Source organism: Streptomyces sp. NPDC047982 (genome assembly GCF_043204165.1).
Classification (GTDB): domain Bacteria; phylum Actinomycetota; class Actinomycetes; order Streptomycetales; family Streptomycetaceae; genus Streptomyces.
This window is the reverse complement of record NZ_JBIDBS010000006.1, coordinates 102,616-119,584: the sequence shown is the minus strand read 5'-3', so window position 1 is coordinate 119,584 and position 16,969 is coordinate 102,616. Positions and strand designations below refer to the sequence as shown.

The window sequence follows — 16,969 nt, the reverse complement described above, 5'->3', positions numbered from 1 at the left end:
GGGGCGGGCGCGGTGCCCCGGCGGGCCGGGGCGGGCGGGGATACTGTGCGGGCACCCAAGGACGAGGACACGACGAGGACGCGAGGAGTTGCTGCCATGCGTACGGCCGTACCGGACGGCGCACCCCGGTGAGGGGGCGCGCGAAGCCGCCGCCCGCGCCGTTGCCCCAGCGGGACGGGATCGATCCGGTCCGGGTGCGGCTTCCGGAGGACCCGGACGGGCGGTGGGAGACGGTCGGGGACCATCTGCGGGCGCGGTTCGCGGGCGCGATCGGGGCGGCGCGGGTGGACGCCATGTTCGCCGAGGGGCGGTTCGTGTCCGTACGCGGCGCGGTGTCCGCCGACGAGCCGTACGCCGCCGGGCGGTACCTCTGGTTCCACCGGGACTTCGCGCCGGAGGAGCCGGTGCCGTTCCCGGTCGGGGTCGTCCATCGCGACGCGCATCTCGTCGTCGCCGACAAGCCGCATTTCCTGGCGACGACGCCGCGCGGGCGCCATGTCACCGAGACGGCGGTGGCCCGGCTGCGCCGCGAGCTGGAGCTCCCCGCGCTGCAGCCCGCGCACCGGCTGGACCGGCTGACCGCGGGACTGGTCCTCTTCGTCGTGCGGCCCGAGGAGCGGGGCGCCTACCAGACGTTGTTCCGGGACCGTCTGGTGCGCAAGGAGTACGAGGCGGTGGCGCGGTACGACCCCGGTCTGCCGCTCCCCCGGACCGTGCGCAGCCGGATCGTGAAGGAGCGCGGGGTCGTCGCCGCGCGCGAGGAGCCGGGCGAGCCGAACAGCGAGAGCCGCGTCGAGCTGCTGGAGCACCGGGCGGGTCTCGGCCGCTACCGGCTGCTGCCCGCCACCGGGCGCACCCATCAGCTGCGGGTCCACATGAACGGGCTGGGGCTGCCGCTGGTCAACGACCCGGTCTATCCGGTGGTCGAGGCGGAGGGCGCGGCCGACGACTGGTCGCGTCCGCTTCAACTTCTCGCCCGCGTAATGGAGTTCACCGATCCGGTCACCGGCGAGCCGCGCCGCTTCGAGAGCGGGCTGCGGCTCTCCGCGTGGCCGGACCGGTGAGCGGCGACCCGGCCCCGTGTGCCGCCGTGGCCTCAGTGGCCGCGGGCGATCCACTCGTCGAGGTGCGGGGCCTCCGCGCCGATGGCCGTGGAGTCGCCGTGCCCGGTGCGGACGGTGGTCTCCGGGGGCAGGGCGAGCAGCCGCTCCCGGATCGACTCGATGATCGTCGGGAAGTCGGAGAAGGAGCGTCCGGTGGCTCCCGGCCCGCCCTGGAAGAGCGTGTCGCCGGTGAAGACGGTGCCCAGCCCGGGGGCGTACAGGCAGACGGCTCCGGGCGCGTGGCCCGGGGTGTGCAGGACCGTGAGCGTCGTGCCGGCGATCCTCAGTTCCTGCCCGTCGGTCAGTTCGCCGTCCGGGTCGCGGTCCGGGTGGGTGCGCTTCCACAGCGGCAGGTCGTCGGGGTGCAGCAGGATCGGTGCGCCGGTGGCGGCGGCGAGGGCCGGGGCCGCGTCGATGTGGTCGTTGTGCGCGTGCGTGCACACGATGGCGCGCAGGGCACGGCCGTTCAGCGCGGTCTCGATGGCGTCGGCGTCGTGGGCGGCGTCGATGACGATCGCCTCGGTGTCGTCGCCGACGATCCAGACGTTGTTGTCGACGTTCCACTCCCCGCCGTCGAGGGCGAAGATGCCGGAGGTGACGAGGTGGTCGATGCGGGCGGCCATCACAGGATCACCACCGAGCGCAGCACGTCGCCCTCGTGCATCCGGGCGAACGCCTGCTCCACGTCGCCGAGTCCGATGGTCTCGGTGACGAACGCGCCGAGGTCGATGCGGCCCTGCTGGTGCAGATCGACGAGCATCGGGAAGTCGCGCGAGGGCAGACAGTCGCCGTACCAGGAGGACTTGAGCGAGCCGCCGCGGCCGAAGACGTCGAGCAGCGGCAGTTCCAGACGCATCTCCGGGGTGGGGACGCCGACCAGGACGACGGTGCCCGCGAGGTCGCGGGCGTAGAACGCCTGCTGGTACGTCTCGGGGCGGCCGACCGCCTCGATGACGACGTCCGCGCCGTTGCCGTCGGTCAGCGAGCGGATCGCCTCGACCGGGTCGGTGGAGCGGGAGTCGACGGTGTGAGTGGCACCCATCGACTTCGCCGTCTCCAGCTTGCGGTCGTCGACGTCCACGGCGATGATCCTCGCCGCTCCGGCCAGCCGGGCGCCGACGATCGCCGCGTCGCCGACACCGCCGCAGCCGATCACGGCGACCGAGTCGCCGCGACCGACCTGGCCGGTGTTGAGGGCTGCGCCGATGCCCGCCATGACGCCGCAGCCGAGCAGCCCGGCGACGGCCGGGGAGACCTCCGGGTCGACCTTGGTGCACTGACCGGCGGCGACCAGGGTCTTCTCGGCGAACGCGCCGATGCCGAGGGCCGGGGACAGTTCCGTGCCGTCGAGCAGGGTCATCTTCTGCTTCGCATTGTGGGTGTCGAAGCAGTACCAGGGGCGCCCGCGCAGACACGCGCGGCACTGGCCGCACACCGCGCGCCAGTTCAGGATGACGAAGTCACCGGGCGCGACGTCCGTGACGCCCTCGCCGACGGACTCGACCACACCGGACGCCTCGTGTCCGAGGAGGAACGGGAACTCGTCGTTGATGCCGCCCTGCTTGTAGTGCAGATCGGTGTGGCAGACGCCGCACGCCTGGATCTTCACCACGGCCTCGCCGGGGCCCGGGTCCGGGATCACGATCGTCTCGACCCGTACCGGCTCGTTCTTCCCCGGTGCGATGACCCCTTGCACCTGCTGCGACATACCGCGGTCTCCTGTTTCCGTCATTTCGTGAAGATCGAACGCGAACAACCGTACGCCCCGAAAGGGTGTCACGACGGCGCGCCGCGTTGGCGCGAAATGGCCGCCGCCCACCCGGTGGGATGCATCGGTTCCGGTCAGATGGGGCGGAGCGGTGAACGCTGTCGCCCTCTCCGGGGCCTTCGATACAGAGGAGCCACGGGGGAAATACCTGCGGGTGCAGCAGTCCCACGAGGTGCGGCGCGGGGAACGGATCAGGATCGCTTGGACCAACCGGGTGCCCCGGGGGAGCGCGTACCCGGTGACCGCCGCGGAGGTCGGTCCGGTGGGGCCGGGCGAGACGGCCCCGCACAACCGGCCGGGACACGACGGCGTCGAGCCGGACGCGGACGTCGCCGCGCTGCCCGCCTGGACGGTGACCCATCTGCACGGCGCGCAGACCGGCGGCGGGAACGACGGCTGGGCGGACGACGCCGTCGGCTTCGGCGACGCTCAGCTGTCGGAGTACCCGAACGACCACCACGCCGCCCACTGGTGGTACCACGACCACGCCATGAACATCACCCGGTGGAACGCGTACGCCGGGCTCGTCGGCACGTACCTGGTCCGGGACGACGAGGAGGACGCGCTCGGCCCGCTGTCGGGCGAGCGGGAGGCGCCGCTGATCCTCGCCGACCGCAATCTGGACACCGACGAGGGCGGACGGCCGAACGGGCGGCTGCTGCACAAGACGACCGTGGTCGTGGCGGCCCAACCGGAGACCGGGAAACCGGTGTCGCTGCCGTTCCTGGGCCCGTACACGACGGTCAACGGCCGCATCTGGCCGCACTTCGACGTGGACGGCGCCTGGGTCGCGGCACCCGCTCGCCCGTGGCGTTCGACCACGGCACCAGGATCCCGGTGCCGGCGAACGAGCAGGGCTGGAAGGACGTCTTCCGTGTGCCGCAGGGGCAGTCGGTGAAGGTGCTCGGCAATTTCGACGGCGGGTACGGGCGGTTCATGTACCACTGCCACCTGCTGGAGCACGAGGACATGGGCATGATGCGACCGTTCGTCGTGATGCCGCCGGAGGCGCTGAAGTTCGACCACGGCGCCGGGCACGGCGGCCACGGCCGGGGGCACGACCGCTGACCCGGCCGCGACCCGCGGCCCCCGCGCGACCAGGCGCGCCGTCCGGCACCGGGTCCATGAGCGCGTGTCAGACTGGGGCCCATGCCGAACCGTGAACCCCTCAAGCCCTTTCTGCTGGCCGTCCCCGGCCCGCTGCGCGACCGGCTCGTGCGGGCGGTGCTCGACGGCGTGAAGGTGTCGACGACCGGGCTGCTCGCCGAGTACGAGGCGGAGAAGGAGGAGCTGCCGCCGGTCGGTGAGCGGTCCGCACTGATCGACTCGGACGGCCGTGAAATCGCGGTGCTGGAGGTGACGGACGTACGGGTGCGGCGCCTCGGCGACATCGATCTGCCGCACGTGGTCGACGAGGGCGAGGGCCACGCCTCGGTGGCCGAGTGGCGCGCGGACCACGAGAGGTTCTGGCACGGCGCGGAGATGCGCGAGGCGCTCGGCGACCCGGGGTTCACCGTGGACGACGACACCTTGGTCGTCGCCGAACGGTTCCGGGTCGTCGAGCTGTCGGCCCCCGTGGCGGGCGCGGCGCAGCGGTAGGGCGGCCGGACCGCGCCCACCGCCCCGCGGCCGCGACTCCGGCCCGCCCCCGGGACCGGTCCGGAACCGGGACCGGTCCTTCGGCGGGTCAGGAGATCTTCCGGCAGGCCAGGGGCGGCAAAACGGTCCCGGGGCGGCCGGTGCGGGCGAAGCCGGTCCAGGCGGCGCGCATCGCCCGGCCCAGTTCGTCCACCTCGTCCCAGCCGGTGTCCCCCAGCATCGGGGAGTTCCGCCAGGCGGCCCGGGTGCCCAGGAGCAGGGGCAGTTCCAGGCAATGGGTGGCGCCGTACGGCGAGCCGGCCGGACGCCAGTCCAGCCGGTAGGCATGGACCCGGGCCCCGGCGCGCACCAGGCGCTGTCCGAGGGCGGTCAGCGGTGCCTCGTACATCCGGCGCGTCGGTCCGGCCGGGTCGCCGTCCTCGTTCGGTTCGTCGGGGAAGGCGGTCATGTCGTCCGCGTTCCAGCCGTACAGGACGTCCATGCCCCGTACCCCCGCGTCGAGTTCCGCGCCGAGCGTCCGGACCGGTCCGAATGGTGGCTCCAGGGTGGAGCCGGAACGGGCGCGGTGGGCGAGGGCGGTGTCCCGTTGCGCGGCGAGCAGGGCGGCGGGGGCGGCGGTGCGCGGGTCGGCGCCGGGGGCGTGGACCGCGAGCCGTTCGACGAAGAGGCGTCCGAGTGCGGCCGCCTCCTCACGGGAGCGGGTCGTGATCGCCAGGGGGGCGCTCTGCAGGATCGCGCGGCGGAACAGCCCGCGGGCCTCGGGCAGTTCCATCAGCAGCCGGATGGAGAGGGCCCCGGCGGACTGCCCGAAGACGGTGACGTTCGCGCGGTCGCCGCCGTACCCTGCGATGTGCCGGTGCACCCACCGGAGCGCTTCGAGCTGGTCGTACAGGCCCAGGTCGCCCTCGCAGAGCCCGTCGAGGCAGAGGTAACCGAGCGCCCCCAGCCGGTAGTTGACGGACACCACGACGACGTCGCCCTCGGCGGCGAGCGCACCGCCGTCGTACCAGTCCATGAGGCCGCCGCCGCTGCTGAATCCGCCGCCGTGGAACCAGACCAGCACCGGCCGCGCCCGGTCGTCGCGGGTGGGTGTGGTGACCGTGAGATGCAGGCAGTCCTCGCCCTGCGGGCGCGGGTCGAGCGGGGGACCCATGACTGCGTCGAGCCTGGACGGCGGCTGCGGGCAGATCTCGCCGCTCGGCGGGCGGGTGTCGTGCCCGGCCGCCGGCCGCGGCCGGCGAAACCGCTCGGCCACGGCGTAGCGGACCGGGCCCGACCGGTAGACCCCGGCACCGGTCACGCGGCGCCGCCCGACAGCGACTCGGCCGGGACCCGCGCCCGTTCCGGCGCCCCTTCCGGCACCAGGCGGAACAGGGCTACGGCACCCGCCAGGCTCACGGAGCAGATCGCGACGAGGTACCAGGTCACCCCGGTCGAGGAGCCGCCCGAGTTGAGAAGCGCCGTCGAGATCATGGGGGCGAGACCGCCGCCGAGGATCGCGCCTGCCTGGAGGATGAGCGAGGTGCCCGAGTAGCGGACGTTGACGGGGAAGGTGTCGACGATGATGCTGCCCTGCACGCAGTGGGTGACCGGGATGATCAGGCCCATGCCGAGCAGCGCCACCACCGCGAGCGCGGAGTTCCCCGTGTTCAGCAGCGGGAAGAAGGCGACGCACCAGACGAGGATGGCGACGGATCCGCCGATGAACATCGTGCGCCGTCCGTGCCGGTCGGCGATCTTCGTCCACACCGGGATGGTCGCGAACCACAGGGCGGCGGCGACGGTGACGCTCACGATGAGGAACTGCTTGTCGTAGTCGAGGTGCTGGGAGCCGTACGACAGGGTGAAGACCATGAACACGTAGGCGACGGCCGAGTTCGCCACGACGGCGAACAGGGTCAGGGCCAGCCGGGGCAGGCCGACCTTGAAGGACTCGGCCAGGGGGAACCTGACCACCTCGTCGCGGGCACGCGCACGGTCGAAGGACGGGGACTCGGTCACCCGCAGCCGGATCAGCAGTCCCACGGCGACGAGCACGAAGCTGAGCAGGAACGGGACGCGCCATCCCCATGAGGTGAAGGCGCGGTCGCCGACGAGCGCGTTGGTGGTGAGGAAGACGACGTTGGCCAGGACCAGTCCGCCAGGCGTACCCATCTGCGGGAATCCGGCGTACAGGTTCTTCTTGCCCCGCGGTGCGTGTTCCATCGACATCAGTGTCGCTCCGGCGCCCTCGCCGCCGAGTCCGATGCCCTGGACGATGCGCAGGGCGACCAGGAGGACCGGGGCCCAGAAGCCGATGGTGTCGTAGTTCGGGATGGCGCCGATGAGGGTGGATCCGATGCCCATCAGGACGAGGGAGACGACCAGCGTCGCCTTGCGGCCGATGCGGTCCCCGTAGTGGCCGAAGACGAGTCCGCCGAGGGGGCGGGCGATGAAGCCGACGGCGAAGGTGCTGAACGCGGCGAGGGTGCCGGCGGCGGGGCTGAGCGACGGGAAGAACTGCTGGTTGAAGATGAGTGCCGCGGCCGTGCCGTAGAGAAAGAAGTCGTACCACTCCAGCGTCGTGCCCGCGAGCGTGGCGAGGGCGGTTCTGCCGGCGGTGGCTCGGGCTTCGCCCGGGTTTTCTTCGCGAGGTGAAGTGTTCACGGGGTGACCTATCACTTGGATGGCGGGCTGGGGCGGTTCGCTCCGGACAGCCGCTACGACGGCCTGGCTTCACCCGTCGTTAACGGTGGATCCTGATGCCCCTGAGACATGACGCACAAATAACCAATTGGGGACTCGGCATACCCGTTCGGGTATAGCGGAAGCGACCACACCGGCCCGGGCGCGACGACTCGACCACCTGCCGGCCACTGGGCCGGTATATCGATTCCGCTATAACTCCCCACAGGACGTGCATTTGTACGGCATGGCAGCGGCGATCACAGTGGGAGCATGACGGCAGAGACTGGGCGGTGGATCCGCAACTTCGTCGCCGGGCAGTTCGTGGAGCCCGACGAGAACCGCAGCTTCGAAAAGACCGACCCCGCCACCGGCCGGGCGTTCGCCCGGGTGCACGAGGCGGACCGGGAGCTCGTGGACCGTGCCGTGACGGCGGCCCGCCGTGCCCTGCACGACGGGTGGGCGTCCACACCGGTGCGCGAGCGCACGGCGCTGTTGCGGCGGGCGGCGGACCGGATCGAGGAGCGGTTCGAGGAGTTCGTCGCCGCGGAGATCGCGGACACCGGCAAGCCGGTCGTGCAAGCGCGGGAGCTGGACGTCGCACGCGCGCTGACGAACTTCCGTACGTTCGCCGACGTGGTGGCCGCCGCCGGGCAGGAGTCCTTCCTCACCGATCTGGCCGGCGGGCGCCGAGCGCTGAACTACGCGGTCCGCAAGCCGCTCGGCGTCGTCGGCGTCGTCGTCCCGTGGAACCTGCCCCTCCTGCTGCTGACGTGGAAGGTCGCCCCGGCCCTGGCCTGTGGCAACGCCGTCGTCGTCAAGCCCAGCGAGGAGACGCCGGCCACCGCCACGCTGTTGGCCGAGGTGCTCGCGGAGGTCGGGCTGCCGGCCGGGGTGTACAACGTGGTGCACGGTTTCGGGGGCGGCTCCGCCGGTGAGTACCTGACCTCGCACCCGGGGATCGACGGCGTGACCTTCACCGGCTCGTCCGCGACCGGCTCGCACGTCATGCGGACCGTCGCGCCCCGGGTCCGCCCGGTGTCGTTCGAGCTCGGAGGGAAGAACGCCGCCGTCGTCTTCGACGACGTGGACATCGACGAGGCGCTGGCCGGGCTGACCAGGTCGGTCTTCACCAACACCGGCCAGGTCTGCCTGTGCACCGAGCGGGTCTACGTCCAGCGCGGGATCTTCGACGACATCGCCCAGGGGCTCGCCGAGCGGGCCCGGGGCCTGCGGCTGGGCGACCCGCTGGACGGGTCGACGACCACCGGCCCGCTGATCTCACAGAGCCACCGGGAGAAGGTGCTGGGCTACTTCGAACTGGCCGAGCGGGACGGGGCGAAGGTGCTCACGGGTGGTGGAGTGCCCGAGCTCGGCCCCCGTCTGGCGGGCGGTTCCTGGATCGAGCCGACGCTGTGGACGGGCCTGGCCAACGCGCACCGGGCGGTGCGCGAGGAGATCTTCGGCCCGGTGGCCGCCCTGATCCCCTTCGACACGGAGGAGGAGGCGATCGCCCTGGCCAACGACACGGACTACGGCCTCGCGGCCTCGGTGTGGACCAACGACCTGCGGCGCGGGCACCGGGTGGCGCAGGCGATGAACGTCGGCATGGCCTGGGTCAACACCTGGTTCCTGCGCGATCTGCGCTCCCCGTTCGGCGGCACGGGGCTCTCGGGCATCGGCCGCGAGGGCGGCGCGTCCTCCCTGCACTTCTACACCGAGCCGACGAACGTGTGCGTGCAGCTGTGACCGGTCGACGTGGCCGATCGCCCGTGGGCGGTCGGCGCAGCCCAGTGACCGGTCGTCACGACCCCGGCCCGCGCCGAGCGGATACGGCACGGGCCCCGAAGGAAAGGAGCGACCAGTGATATCGGCGGAGCTGACCGGCGTCCTGGCGCAACGGCTGGACACGGCGCAGACGTCCCGCAGGGACACCCCGAGTCTCGCCGACGGCCATGAGCTGGACATCGACGACGCGTACGCGGTGCAGGCCGGGTTGCTGGCGCTGCGCAAGGCGCGCGGCGAGCGGATCGTGGGCGTGAAGCTGGGCTTCACCAGCAAGGCGAAGATGGCGCAGATGGGCGTCTGCGACGTGATCGTGGGACGGCTCACCGACGCGATGCGGATCGCGGACGGCGGCGAGGTGGAGCTGTCGGGCTTCATCCACCCGAAGGTCGAACCGGAGGTGGCGTACCGGATCTGCCGGGACGTCGACCTCGACGACCCGTCGGTGGACATCGAGTCGTGCGTGGACGCGATGGCCCCGGCCCTCGAGATCATCGACTCGCGTTACCGGGACTTCCGGTTCACGTACACCGATGTCGTCGCGGACAACACCTCCGCGGCCGGATTCGCGATCGGCCCGTGGCGCCCGGTGGAGGACGTCTGCGACCGGGCGGTGCGGCTGCGCGCCGGGGCCGAGGAGGCCGTGGGGTCGACCGCCGCGATCCTCGGGGATCCGGTGCGCGCGCTCCACGCGCTGCTGGACATGGCCCGGCGCCGCCGCATCCCGCTGTGCGCGGGCCAGGTGGTGCTGGCGGGCGCGGCCACGGCGGCGCTGCCGCTGGCGGCCGGGCTCACCGAGTGCGAGGTGGCGGGCCTCGGCTCCGTCACGGTCAAGGGGTACTGATGAGCGGCTCACGGGTGATCCGGGGCAAGGCCACCCCGCGCGGACGGTTCCCGCACGTGAAGGTCGTCGGGGACCTGGTGTTCGTCTCCGGCACCAGTTCACGCCGCCCCGACAACACGTTCGTGGGTGTCGAGGTCGACGAGTTCGGCACCACGAACCTGGACATCCGGGCGCAGACCCGGGCGGTGATCGAGAACATCCGCGACATCCTCGCCGGGGTGGGCGCCGGGCTCCCGGACATCGCGCAGATCACCACCTATCTGGTGTCCATGAACGACTTCGGCGGATACAACGAGGTCTACGGCGAGTTCTTCGACGAGCAGGGGCCGACCCGTACGACCGTCGCCGTGCACCAACTGCCGCATCCCCACCTGCTGATCGAGATCCAGGCCGTCGCGCATCTGCCGCGGCCCCGCACGACCATCACAGCGCACGGCACGGAGGTGTCCTCATGACCGTCATTCCCCCGGTCATCGATTTCCAGGGCTGGATCACCGAGCACGAGCACCTGCTCAAGCCCCCGGTGAACAACCGCACCATGTCCCTGGGCCAGGATTTCATCGTCCAGGTCGTCGGAGGCCCCAACCAGCGGACCGACTTCCACATCGACCCGTACGAGGAGTGGTTCTACCAGGTCAAGGGCGACATGCACGTCGACCTGATGACCGAGGAGGGTCCGCGGACCGTGCACGTCCGGCAGGGCGAGGCATGGCTGCTGCCCGGCCATGTGCCGCACTCCCCGCAGCGGCCCGACGCCGGTTCGATCGGACTGGTCATCGAGCGGGTGCGGGAGGAGGGGACCCTGGAGAAGTTCCAGTGGTACTGCCCCGGCTGCTCCGCGAGGATCCACGAGGTCGAGCTCCAGGTGCGGGACATCGTGGCCGATCTGCCCCCGGTCTTCGCCGAGTTCTACGCGGACGAGAAGGCGCGCACGTGCCCGGAGTGCGGTGCCCTGCACCCCGGGAAGGGCTGAGCGTGGACCGCACGATCGACATCCACACCCATTACGTCCCGCGCGGCTGGCCGGATCTGACGGCCGAGGCGGGACCGGAGGCGCCCTGGTTGCGGATCGAGTCCGAGTCGGACGCCGTGATCATGATGGGCTCCAAGGAGTTCCGGCGGATCCGGTCCGACGCCTGGGACGCCGGGACGCGGCTGCGGGACATGGACGCGGACGGGGTACACCGTCAGGTGGTCTCCCCCACCCCGGCGTTCTTCACCTACGGGCGCGACGGCGCCGAGGCGGCGAAGATAGCGCGCGTCTTCAACGACCTCGCGCTGGAGATCGTCGCTCCGGCGCCGGACCGGCTGATCCCGTTCTGCCAGGTGCCGTTGCAGGACCCCGACGCGGCCTGCCGCGAGCTGGAACGCAGCATCGCGGGCGGCCACCGGGGCGTGGAGATCGGCAATCACGTCGGTGACCAGGACCTGGACAGCGAAGGTGTCGTGACCTTCCTCCAGCACTGCGCCGCGCTCGACGTGCCGGTGTTCGTCCACCCCTGGGACATGGCGAGTTCGCCGCGTCTGGACCGGTGGATGGCGCAGTGGCTCACGGCCATGCCCGCCGAGACCCATCTGTCGATCCTCGCCCTGATCCTGGGTGGCGTCTTCGACCGGATCGACGAGCGTCTGAAGATCTGCTTCGCGCACGGCGGCGGGTCCTTCGCCTTCTGGCTCGGCCGGATGGAGAACGCCTGGTACGGCAGGAACGACGTGATCGGCACCTCGGAGCAACCGCCCTCGCACTACCTGGGCCGGTTCTACGTCGACTCGGTGGTCTTCGACGACCGTGCGCTGCGGCTCCTGGTCGACACGGTCGGCGCGGAGCGGGTGATGGTGGGCAGCGACTACCCGTACCCGCTGGGGGAGCGGCCGGTCGGCGAGGTGGTCCGCAAGAGCGCCTTCCTGGACGACCACAGCCGTGAGCTGATCACGTACGGCAACGCGGAACGGTTCCTGGGCCTGGACGGTTCGCGCGGCTGAACGATCACGGGACCGGCCGGTCCGGGGGGCGAGCGGCGCCTGGGACCGGCCGGTTTCCGATGTCGTCGCCCTCATGCGGGGTGCCGCGGGTCCTCCGCTTCCGAAGGGGACCGGCCGGACCCCAATATGACTACCTACCGTCATCCACTGGCCTCTAATCGTCATGATCATCACACTGTGCCCACCGAACATATGAGCTAGCGTTCCCCTTCATGATCAGCACCTCACCCCCTTCCGACCAGGTCGCTCCCACCGTCGCCGCCCTGACGCAGGCGCTCTTCGGCGAACAGCGGGAGAGTCTCCACGAGCCCTGGCGCAAGCTGCTGGGCACCGAACCGTTCCGCTTCCAGGAAGGGCTGTCGCCCGATGAACGCGCCGCGCTCTCCTACGAGCGCCTGCGTCTGATCAACGACACGCTCGACAGCCCCGAGGACTTCGTGGCCGACGTGGAACGACTCACGGCGCTGCACGAATGGGTCGGGCCGGTCGACGCGGGGCTGGGGACGGTCGCGAGCATCCATTACAACCTCTTCCTCGGCAGCCTCCTCGACCACCCCGCGGGCCCGGACCGCGAGCTCGGCGAGTTCGTCGACTTAAGGCGTACGGGAACCTTCCTGTGCACGGAGGCCGGTCACGGCAACAGCGCCGCGCAGCTGGAGACCACCGCCACGTACGAACCCGCCTCGCGCGAGTTCGTACTGCACACCCCCCACGCGGGCGCCCGCAAGTTCATGCCGAACACGAGTCCCACCGGCGGCCCCAAGACCGCCGTCGTCGCCGCCCGCCTCATCACGGACGGGCAGGACCGGGGCGTTTTCCTGTTCCTCACCCCGCTCGGCGACGAGAACGGCCTGCCGACACCGGGAGTCGACATCCGCAGGCTGCCGCAGACGGCCACCGCCCCCGTCGACCATTGCGTCACCTCCTTCGATCACGTCCGCCTGCCGTACGAGGCGCTGCTGCAGGCCGACCACGGGCGCCTCACGCCAGAAGGCGTCTTCACCAGCTCGATCGGCAGCCCCCGCAAGCGTTTCCTCCAGTCCATCGGCCGCGTCACCGCGGGCAAGCTCTGCATGAGCGCCTACAGCCTCGGGGTCACGCGCCACGCGCTCGCCGTGGCCGTACGGCACGCCCACACGAGGCGGACGTCCGGGGTGACCGCGGGCGCCGATGTCCCGTTGTTCGCCCACCGCAGCCACCACACCCCGCTCCTCGACGCCATCGCCACCACCTACGCCGCGACGTTCCTGCACCGCGCGGCCGTACGGCAGTGGGCGCGGGCCACCGGGCCCGAGCGGGAGAACGCGGAGCGGTTCGCGGCCATCGCCAAGGGGTGGATCACCTGGCGGGCCCGCGCCGTCATGACCGAGTGCCGCGAACGCTGCGGTGCGCAGGGGCTGTTCCTCGCCAACGGGATCGCGGGCCAGCTGGCCGCCAACGAGGGAACCATCACGGCGGAGGGCGACAACCTCGTCGTCTGGGTCAAGGCCGCCGGAGAGATGCTCCTCGGACACTTCACCCCGAAGGAGCCCCACGGCGCGCCGCCCGGGACCCGCGAACTCGACGATCCGCTCTTCCTCCAGGACCTGTTGGCGGACATCGAGCGCATATGGCACCTGCGCGCACGGACCCGCCTGCGGGGCGCGGCGGCGGGCAATCCCCTCAACCGGTGGAACGCCGCCGTCACACCGGCTCTGGAACTGGTCGACGCCCACGCGCACCACCAGGCCGCCCAGGCTCTCCAGGACGCCGCCGACCGGACCCCCCACCCCGAGGCGCAGCGTCAACTGCGCCTGCTGCACCGCCTGTTCACCCTGCGGCGCGTAGCGGCTCACAGCGGGGACCTGCTCGCCGAGGGGTACCTCACCGGCGAACAGGTACGACGGCTCCCGGACGCGGTCGAGTGCGTGGTCGAGGAGCTCGCGCCCCACGCCATGCCGCTCACGGACGGATTCGCCGCCATGGACGAGGTCCTCCTCGACCACCCCATCAACCGTCCGGACGCCTTCGAGGGGATCCTGCCGCCCCGGTGAGCGCCCCGGCCGGTGCGGTGCCCCGGTGGCGGATTCGGAGTCCTCCGTCCGCCGCCACCCCGGGGGCACCGCCGGGTGCCGGAGCGGTTCAGTCGCCGTCCACGCCCTGCGGGGACATGTGGGCGGCGATGCCCTCCAGGCTCCGGATCAGCGCCTGCGCCGACGGGCCCAACGCGCGGGCGGCCGACAGGGTCAGCCCGACGCTGTGACTGATGGGGTCCAGCAGTACCGACAGCCGGACGAGCCGCGGGTCGTCCTGGACGATCAGGCTGGGCAGCGCCGCGACGACGTCTGTCTCCAAAAGGAGTTGACGTACTGTCAGAAAAGAGGTGGTCTCGACCCGGTTCATCGGCAACTGCATGCCGTGCCGGGCGAAGAACTCCTCGATCTCCCGCCGCAGCGCGGTCTCGGCACCGGGAAGGATCCACGGGCGGTCCGCCAGGTCGGCGAGTTCCACCGGCGCCCGCCCGGCGAGCGGATGCCCGGCCCCGACCACGAGTTCGACCGACTCGTCGTAGAGCTTGCGGCGGACGATCCGCTCGTCGGAGGGGACGGTGAGCCGGCCGACGACGAAGTCGATGCGGCCGGCCTCCAGGTCCAGGAGCAGCGCTTCCGGCGACGCCTCCCGCACGACCACCGTGAGGTAGGGGCGCTCCTTCTTGACCTCGGCGATGGCCCTCGGGAGGAGCACGTTGGACCCGGCCAGGTGGGTGCCGACGATCACGGTGCCGCGGTCGGCGTCGGCCAGCTCCACGACGTGACGGCCCGCCTGGGCCAGTTGGGCCAGAACCGCCCGCGCGTGCTCGGTGAACGCCTCGCCGAACACGGTGGCGGTGATGCCCCGGGGACCGCGTTCGTACAGCGGGACGCCGAGGATCTCCTCCAGCTCGTGCAGGCTGCGGGTCGCGGCCGGCTGGGTGACGTGCAGCTCCGCGGCGGCGCCGACGACGGTTCCCTGCCGGGACAGCGCGTCGACGAGGACCAGGTGGCGGAGCTTCAGCCGCCCGTCGAGGAGGCGCGGGATCTTCACTCCCCGACTCTATCCGCGATACGCGCCGCCGCACCGGACGGGGACGGTTCCGGACACATCACGAGGGCAGGTGCGGTGCGCGGAGGCACCGGACGGGCTGGCCCGGACACGGTACGAGGACCGGGTCCGGGCCGGCCCGGGACGGCGTCGCTCGGGCCGGGCCCGGCGGCTGCCGCGCGTCGCCCTCGCACCGGCCCGGGCGCCTCCCCGCGGACACGGCCGTACGGTGCTATCCGACGGCCTTCGCCGCCGCCCGCCCCGCCGCCCGGCCGGAGAACAGGCAGCCGCCGAGGAAGGTCCCCTCCAGCGAGCGGTAGCCGTGCACCCCGCCGCCGCCGAATCCGGCCGCCTCCCCCGCCGCGTACACACCGGGCAGCGGGCCGCCGCCCTCGGTGAGCACCCGGGAGGACAGGTCCGTCTCCAGGCCGCCGAGCGACTTGCGGGTCAGGACGTTCAGCCGTACGGCGATCAGCGGGCCGGCCGCGGGATCGAGAATGCGGTGCGGCGCGGCCGTCCGGACCAGCCGGTCGCCGAGGTACGCACGGGCCCCGCGCATCGCGGTGATCTGGAGGTCCTTGGTGAAAGGGTTGGCGATCTCCCGGTCGCGGGCGAGGATCTCGCGGCGCAGTTCGGCCTCGTCGATCAGCGCCTCGCCGGTCAGCGCGTTCATCCCGCGCACCAGGGCGGACAGGTCCTTCTCGACGACGAAGTCCGCTCCGTTGTCCATGAACGCCCTCACCGGTGCGGGGACGTCCGCGCGGGCCCGGCCGATCACGTCCCGGACCGACTTGCCGGTCAGGTCGGGGTTCTGCTCGGAGCCGGAGAGCGCGAACTCCTTGCCGATGATCTTCCGGTCGAGGACGAACCAGGTGTACTCGTGGCCGGACCTCATGATGTGTTCGAGCGTGCCGAGGGTGTCGAAGCCCGGGAAGAGCGGCACGGGCAGCCGCCTGCCGCGGGCGTCCAGCCAGAGCGAGGAGGGACCGGGCAGGATTCGGATGCCGTGCCGGGCCCAGATCGGGTTCCAGTTCTCGATGCCCTCGGTGTAGTGCCACATCCGGTCGCGGTTGATGTGGCGGGCGCCCGCCTCCTCGGCGACGCCGAGCATCAGCCCGTCGACATGGGCGGGGACTCCGGAGAGCAGCTTGGCGGGCGGGGTGCCGAGCCGCCGGGGCCACTGCTTGCGTACGAGATCGTGGTTGCCGCCGATGCCGCCGGAGGTGACGATCACCGCCTGGGCCCGCAGCTCGAAGGCGCCGGTCACCACCCGGCTGCTCGCGGTGCCCCGCGCCGCCGCGCTCGGCTCAAGGATCTCGCCGGTCACGGTGTCGACGGTGCCCGCGGTGCGGCCGAGTCCGGTGACCCGGTGGCGGAACCGGAACCGTACGAGACCCTTGGCCGCGCCCGCGCGGACCCGGCGCTCGAAGGGGGCGACGACGCCGGGGCCGGTGCCCCAGGTGATGTGGAAGCGGGGTACGGAGTTCCCGTGGCCGGTCGCCTCGTAGCCGCCGCGCTCCGCCCAGCCGACGACCGGGAAGAGCCGCAGCCCCTGGGCGTGCAGCCAGGACCGCTTCTCACCGGCCGCGAAGTCGACGTACGCCTCGGCCCACTTTTGCGGCCAGTGGTCCTCCTCGCGGTCGAAACCGGCCGTGCCGAGCCAGTCCTGGAGGGCCAGCTCATGGCTGTCGCGGACCCGCAGCCGGCGCTGCTCGGGCGAGTCGACGAGGAAGAGCCCGCCCAGGGACCAGTGCGCCTGGCCGCCGATCGACTGCTCGGGCTCCTGGTCGAGCAGGATCACCGACCTGCCCGCGTCGACCAGCTCGGCCGTGGCCACCAGACCCGCGAGCCCTGCCCCGATCACGATCACATCAGCGTCGTACGCCATGGGTTCCATCCTTAGTCGGGCAGGTTCGGCCGGGCCTCAGTGGCGTCGTCGGCGGGATCCGCCGGGCCGCGTCGGTGTCCGGCCAGAACGCCGGGAGTCAGCGGAAGTTGCGACCTGGGGGCGACAGGGAGCGGGCCCGCGACTGCGCTTGCCGCGTCGTCGGTCTTCCCCAAGGTCTCGGCTTCGCTCGACCGGGGGGAACCCCATCCGCGCCGCATCGACTCCCTCCTCCACCGTGCCGTCGAAGCCGCACGGCGACGCTCCCTGATCCACCC

Annotated in this window: 14 protein-coding genes and 1 pseudogene; 9 read left to right on the top strand and 6 right to left on the bottom strand. The window is 71.9% G+C overall.

Features of this window, described 5'->3' with window-relative positions; genetic code table 11:
- Window positions 1–128 precede the first annotated feature (128 nt).
- Complete coding sequence (locus tag ACGF2V_RS09665) at window positions 129–1,064, top strand: pseudouridine synthase (protein WP_362705067.1); 936 nt, start codon at window positions 129–131, stop codon at window positions 1,062–1,064.
- Window positions 1,065–1,096: 32 nt separating this feature from the next.
- Here the strand turns inward: ACGF2V_RS09665 and ACGF2V_RS09660 are convergent, their stop codons facing one another.
- Window positions 1,097–1,726, bottom strand: coding sequence for an MBL fold metallo-hydrolase (locus tag ACGF2V_RS09660; protein ID WP_362623285.1), 630 nt, complete (start codon window positions 1,724–1,726; stop codon window positions 1,097–1,099).
- Window positions 1,726–2,811, bottom strand: a complete 1,086-nt coding sequence (locus tag ACGF2V_RS09655; RefSeq protein ID WP_362623288.1) for an S-(hydroxymethyl)mycothiol dehydrogenase — start codon at window positions 2,809–2,811, stop codon at window positions 1,726–1,728. Before ACGF2V_RS09655 ends, ACGF2V_RS09660 begins: the two co-directional genes overlap by 1 nt.
- A 229-nt stretch (window positions 2,812–3,040) precedes the next feature.
- On the opposite strand from ACGF2V_RS09655, the pseudogene ACGF2V_RS09650 reads away from it, so the two are divergent.
- A pseudogene (locus ACGF2V_RS09650) lies at window positions 3,041–3,939 on the top strand (multicopper oxidase domain-containing protein); the annotation flags it as partial.
- Between the two features lie 81 nt (window positions 3,940–4,020).
- Window positions 4,021–4,470, top strand: a complete 450-nt coding sequence (locus tag ACGF2V_RS09645; protein ID WP_362705071.1) for an ASCH domain-containing protein — start codon at window positions 4,021–4,023, stop codon at window positions 4,468–4,470.
- An 88-nt stretch (window positions 4,471–4,558) separates the two neighbouring features.
- Here ACGF2V_RS09645 and ACGF2V_RS09640 read toward each other — a convergent pair whose 3' ends face one another.
- On the bottom strand, window positions 4,559–5,770 hold the full coding sequence (locus ACGF2V_RS09640; protein ID WP_362705073.1) for a carboxylesterase family protein: 1,212 nt from the start codon (window positions 5,768–5,770) through the stop codon (window positions 4,559–4,561).
- Window positions 5,767–7,116, bottom strand: a complete 1,350-nt coding sequence (locus ACGF2V_RS09635) for an MFS transporter (RefSeq protein WP_362705075.1) — start codon at window positions 7,114–7,116, stop codon at window positions 5,767–5,769. The genes ACGF2V_RS09640 and ACGF2V_RS09635 overlap by 4 nt, the downstream gene beginning before the upstream one ends.
- Before the next feature lie 291 nt (window positions 7,117–7,407).
- Here ACGF2V_RS09635 and ACGF2V_RS09630 point away from each other — a divergent pair, with 291 nt between their 5' ends.
- The 6 genes from ACGF2V_RS09630 to ACGF2V_RS09605 all read left to right on the top strand — a co-directional run bounded on the left by ACGF2V_RS09630 (window position 7,408) and on the right by ACGF2V_RS09605 (window position 13,779).
- Window positions 7,408–8,883, top strand: coding sequence for a 2-hydroxymuconic semialdehyde dehydrogenase (locus ACGF2V_RS09630; RefSeq protein ID WP_362705077.1), 1,476 nt, complete (start codon window positions 7,408–7,410; stop codon window positions 8,881–8,883).
- A 118-nt stretch (window positions 8,884–9,001) separates the two neighbouring features.
- Window positions 9,002–9,763 (top strand): 2-keto-4-pentenoate hydratase, encoded by a 762-nt coding sequence (locus ACGF2V_RS09625; RefSeq protein WP_389044902.1) that lies wholly within the window; start codon window positions 9,002–9,004, stop codon window positions 9,761–9,763.
- Window positions 9,763–10,218 carry a RidA family protein gene (locus tag ACGF2V_RS09620; RefSeq protein ID WP_362705081.1) on the top strand — a complete coding sequence of 152 codons (456 nt, stop codon included), beginning with the start codon at window positions 9,763–9,765 and terminating at the stop codon, window positions 10,216–10,218. The genes ACGF2V_RS09625 and ACGF2V_RS09620 overlap by 1 nt, the downstream gene beginning before the upstream one ends.
- A complete protein-coding gene (locus tag ACGF2V_RS09615) occupies window positions 10,215–10,736 on the top strand; it encodes a 3-hydroxyanthranilate 3,4-dioxygenase (RefSeq protein ID WP_362623307.1) in 522 nt (173 codons plus the stop codon). The genes ACGF2V_RS09620 and ACGF2V_RS09615 overlap by 4 nt, the downstream gene beginning before the upstream one ends.
- A 2-nt stretch (window positions 10,737–10,738) precedes the next feature.
- A complete protein-coding gene (locus tag ACGF2V_RS09610) occupies window positions 10,739–11,746 on the top strand; it encodes an amidohydrolase family protein (protein WP_362623310.1) in 1,008 nt (335 codons plus the stop codon).
- 212 nt (window positions 11,747–11,958) lie between these two features.
- Window positions 11,959–13,779 carry an acyl-CoA dehydrogenase gene (locus ACGF2V_RS09605; protein ID WP_362705084.1) on the top strand — a complete coding sequence of 607 codons (1,821 nt, stop codon included), beginning with the start codon at window positions 11,959–11,961 and terminating at the stop codon, window positions 13,777–13,779.
- Between the two features lie 88 nt (window positions 13,780–13,867).
- Here ACGF2V_RS09605 and ACGF2V_RS09600 read toward each other — a convergent pair whose 3' ends face one another.
- Both ACGF2V_RS09600 and ACGF2V_RS09595 read right to left on the bottom strand, forming a co-directional pair.
- Window positions 13,868–14,809 carry a LysR substrate-binding domain-containing protein gene (locus ACGF2V_RS09600; protein WP_362623314.1) on the bottom strand — a complete coding sequence of 314 codons (942 nt, stop codon included), beginning with the start codon at window positions 14,807–14,809 and terminating at the stop codon, window positions 13,868–13,870.
- 229 nt (window positions 14,810–15,038) lie between these two features.
- Window positions 15,039–16,694: an FAD-binding dehydrogenase gene (locus ACGF2V_RS09595; protein WP_362623316.1), complete on the bottom strand. Its 1,656-nt coding sequence runs from the start codon at window positions 16,692–16,694 to the stop codon at window positions 15,039–15,041.
- Between the last annotated feature and the right edge of the window lie 275 nt (window positions 16,695–16,969).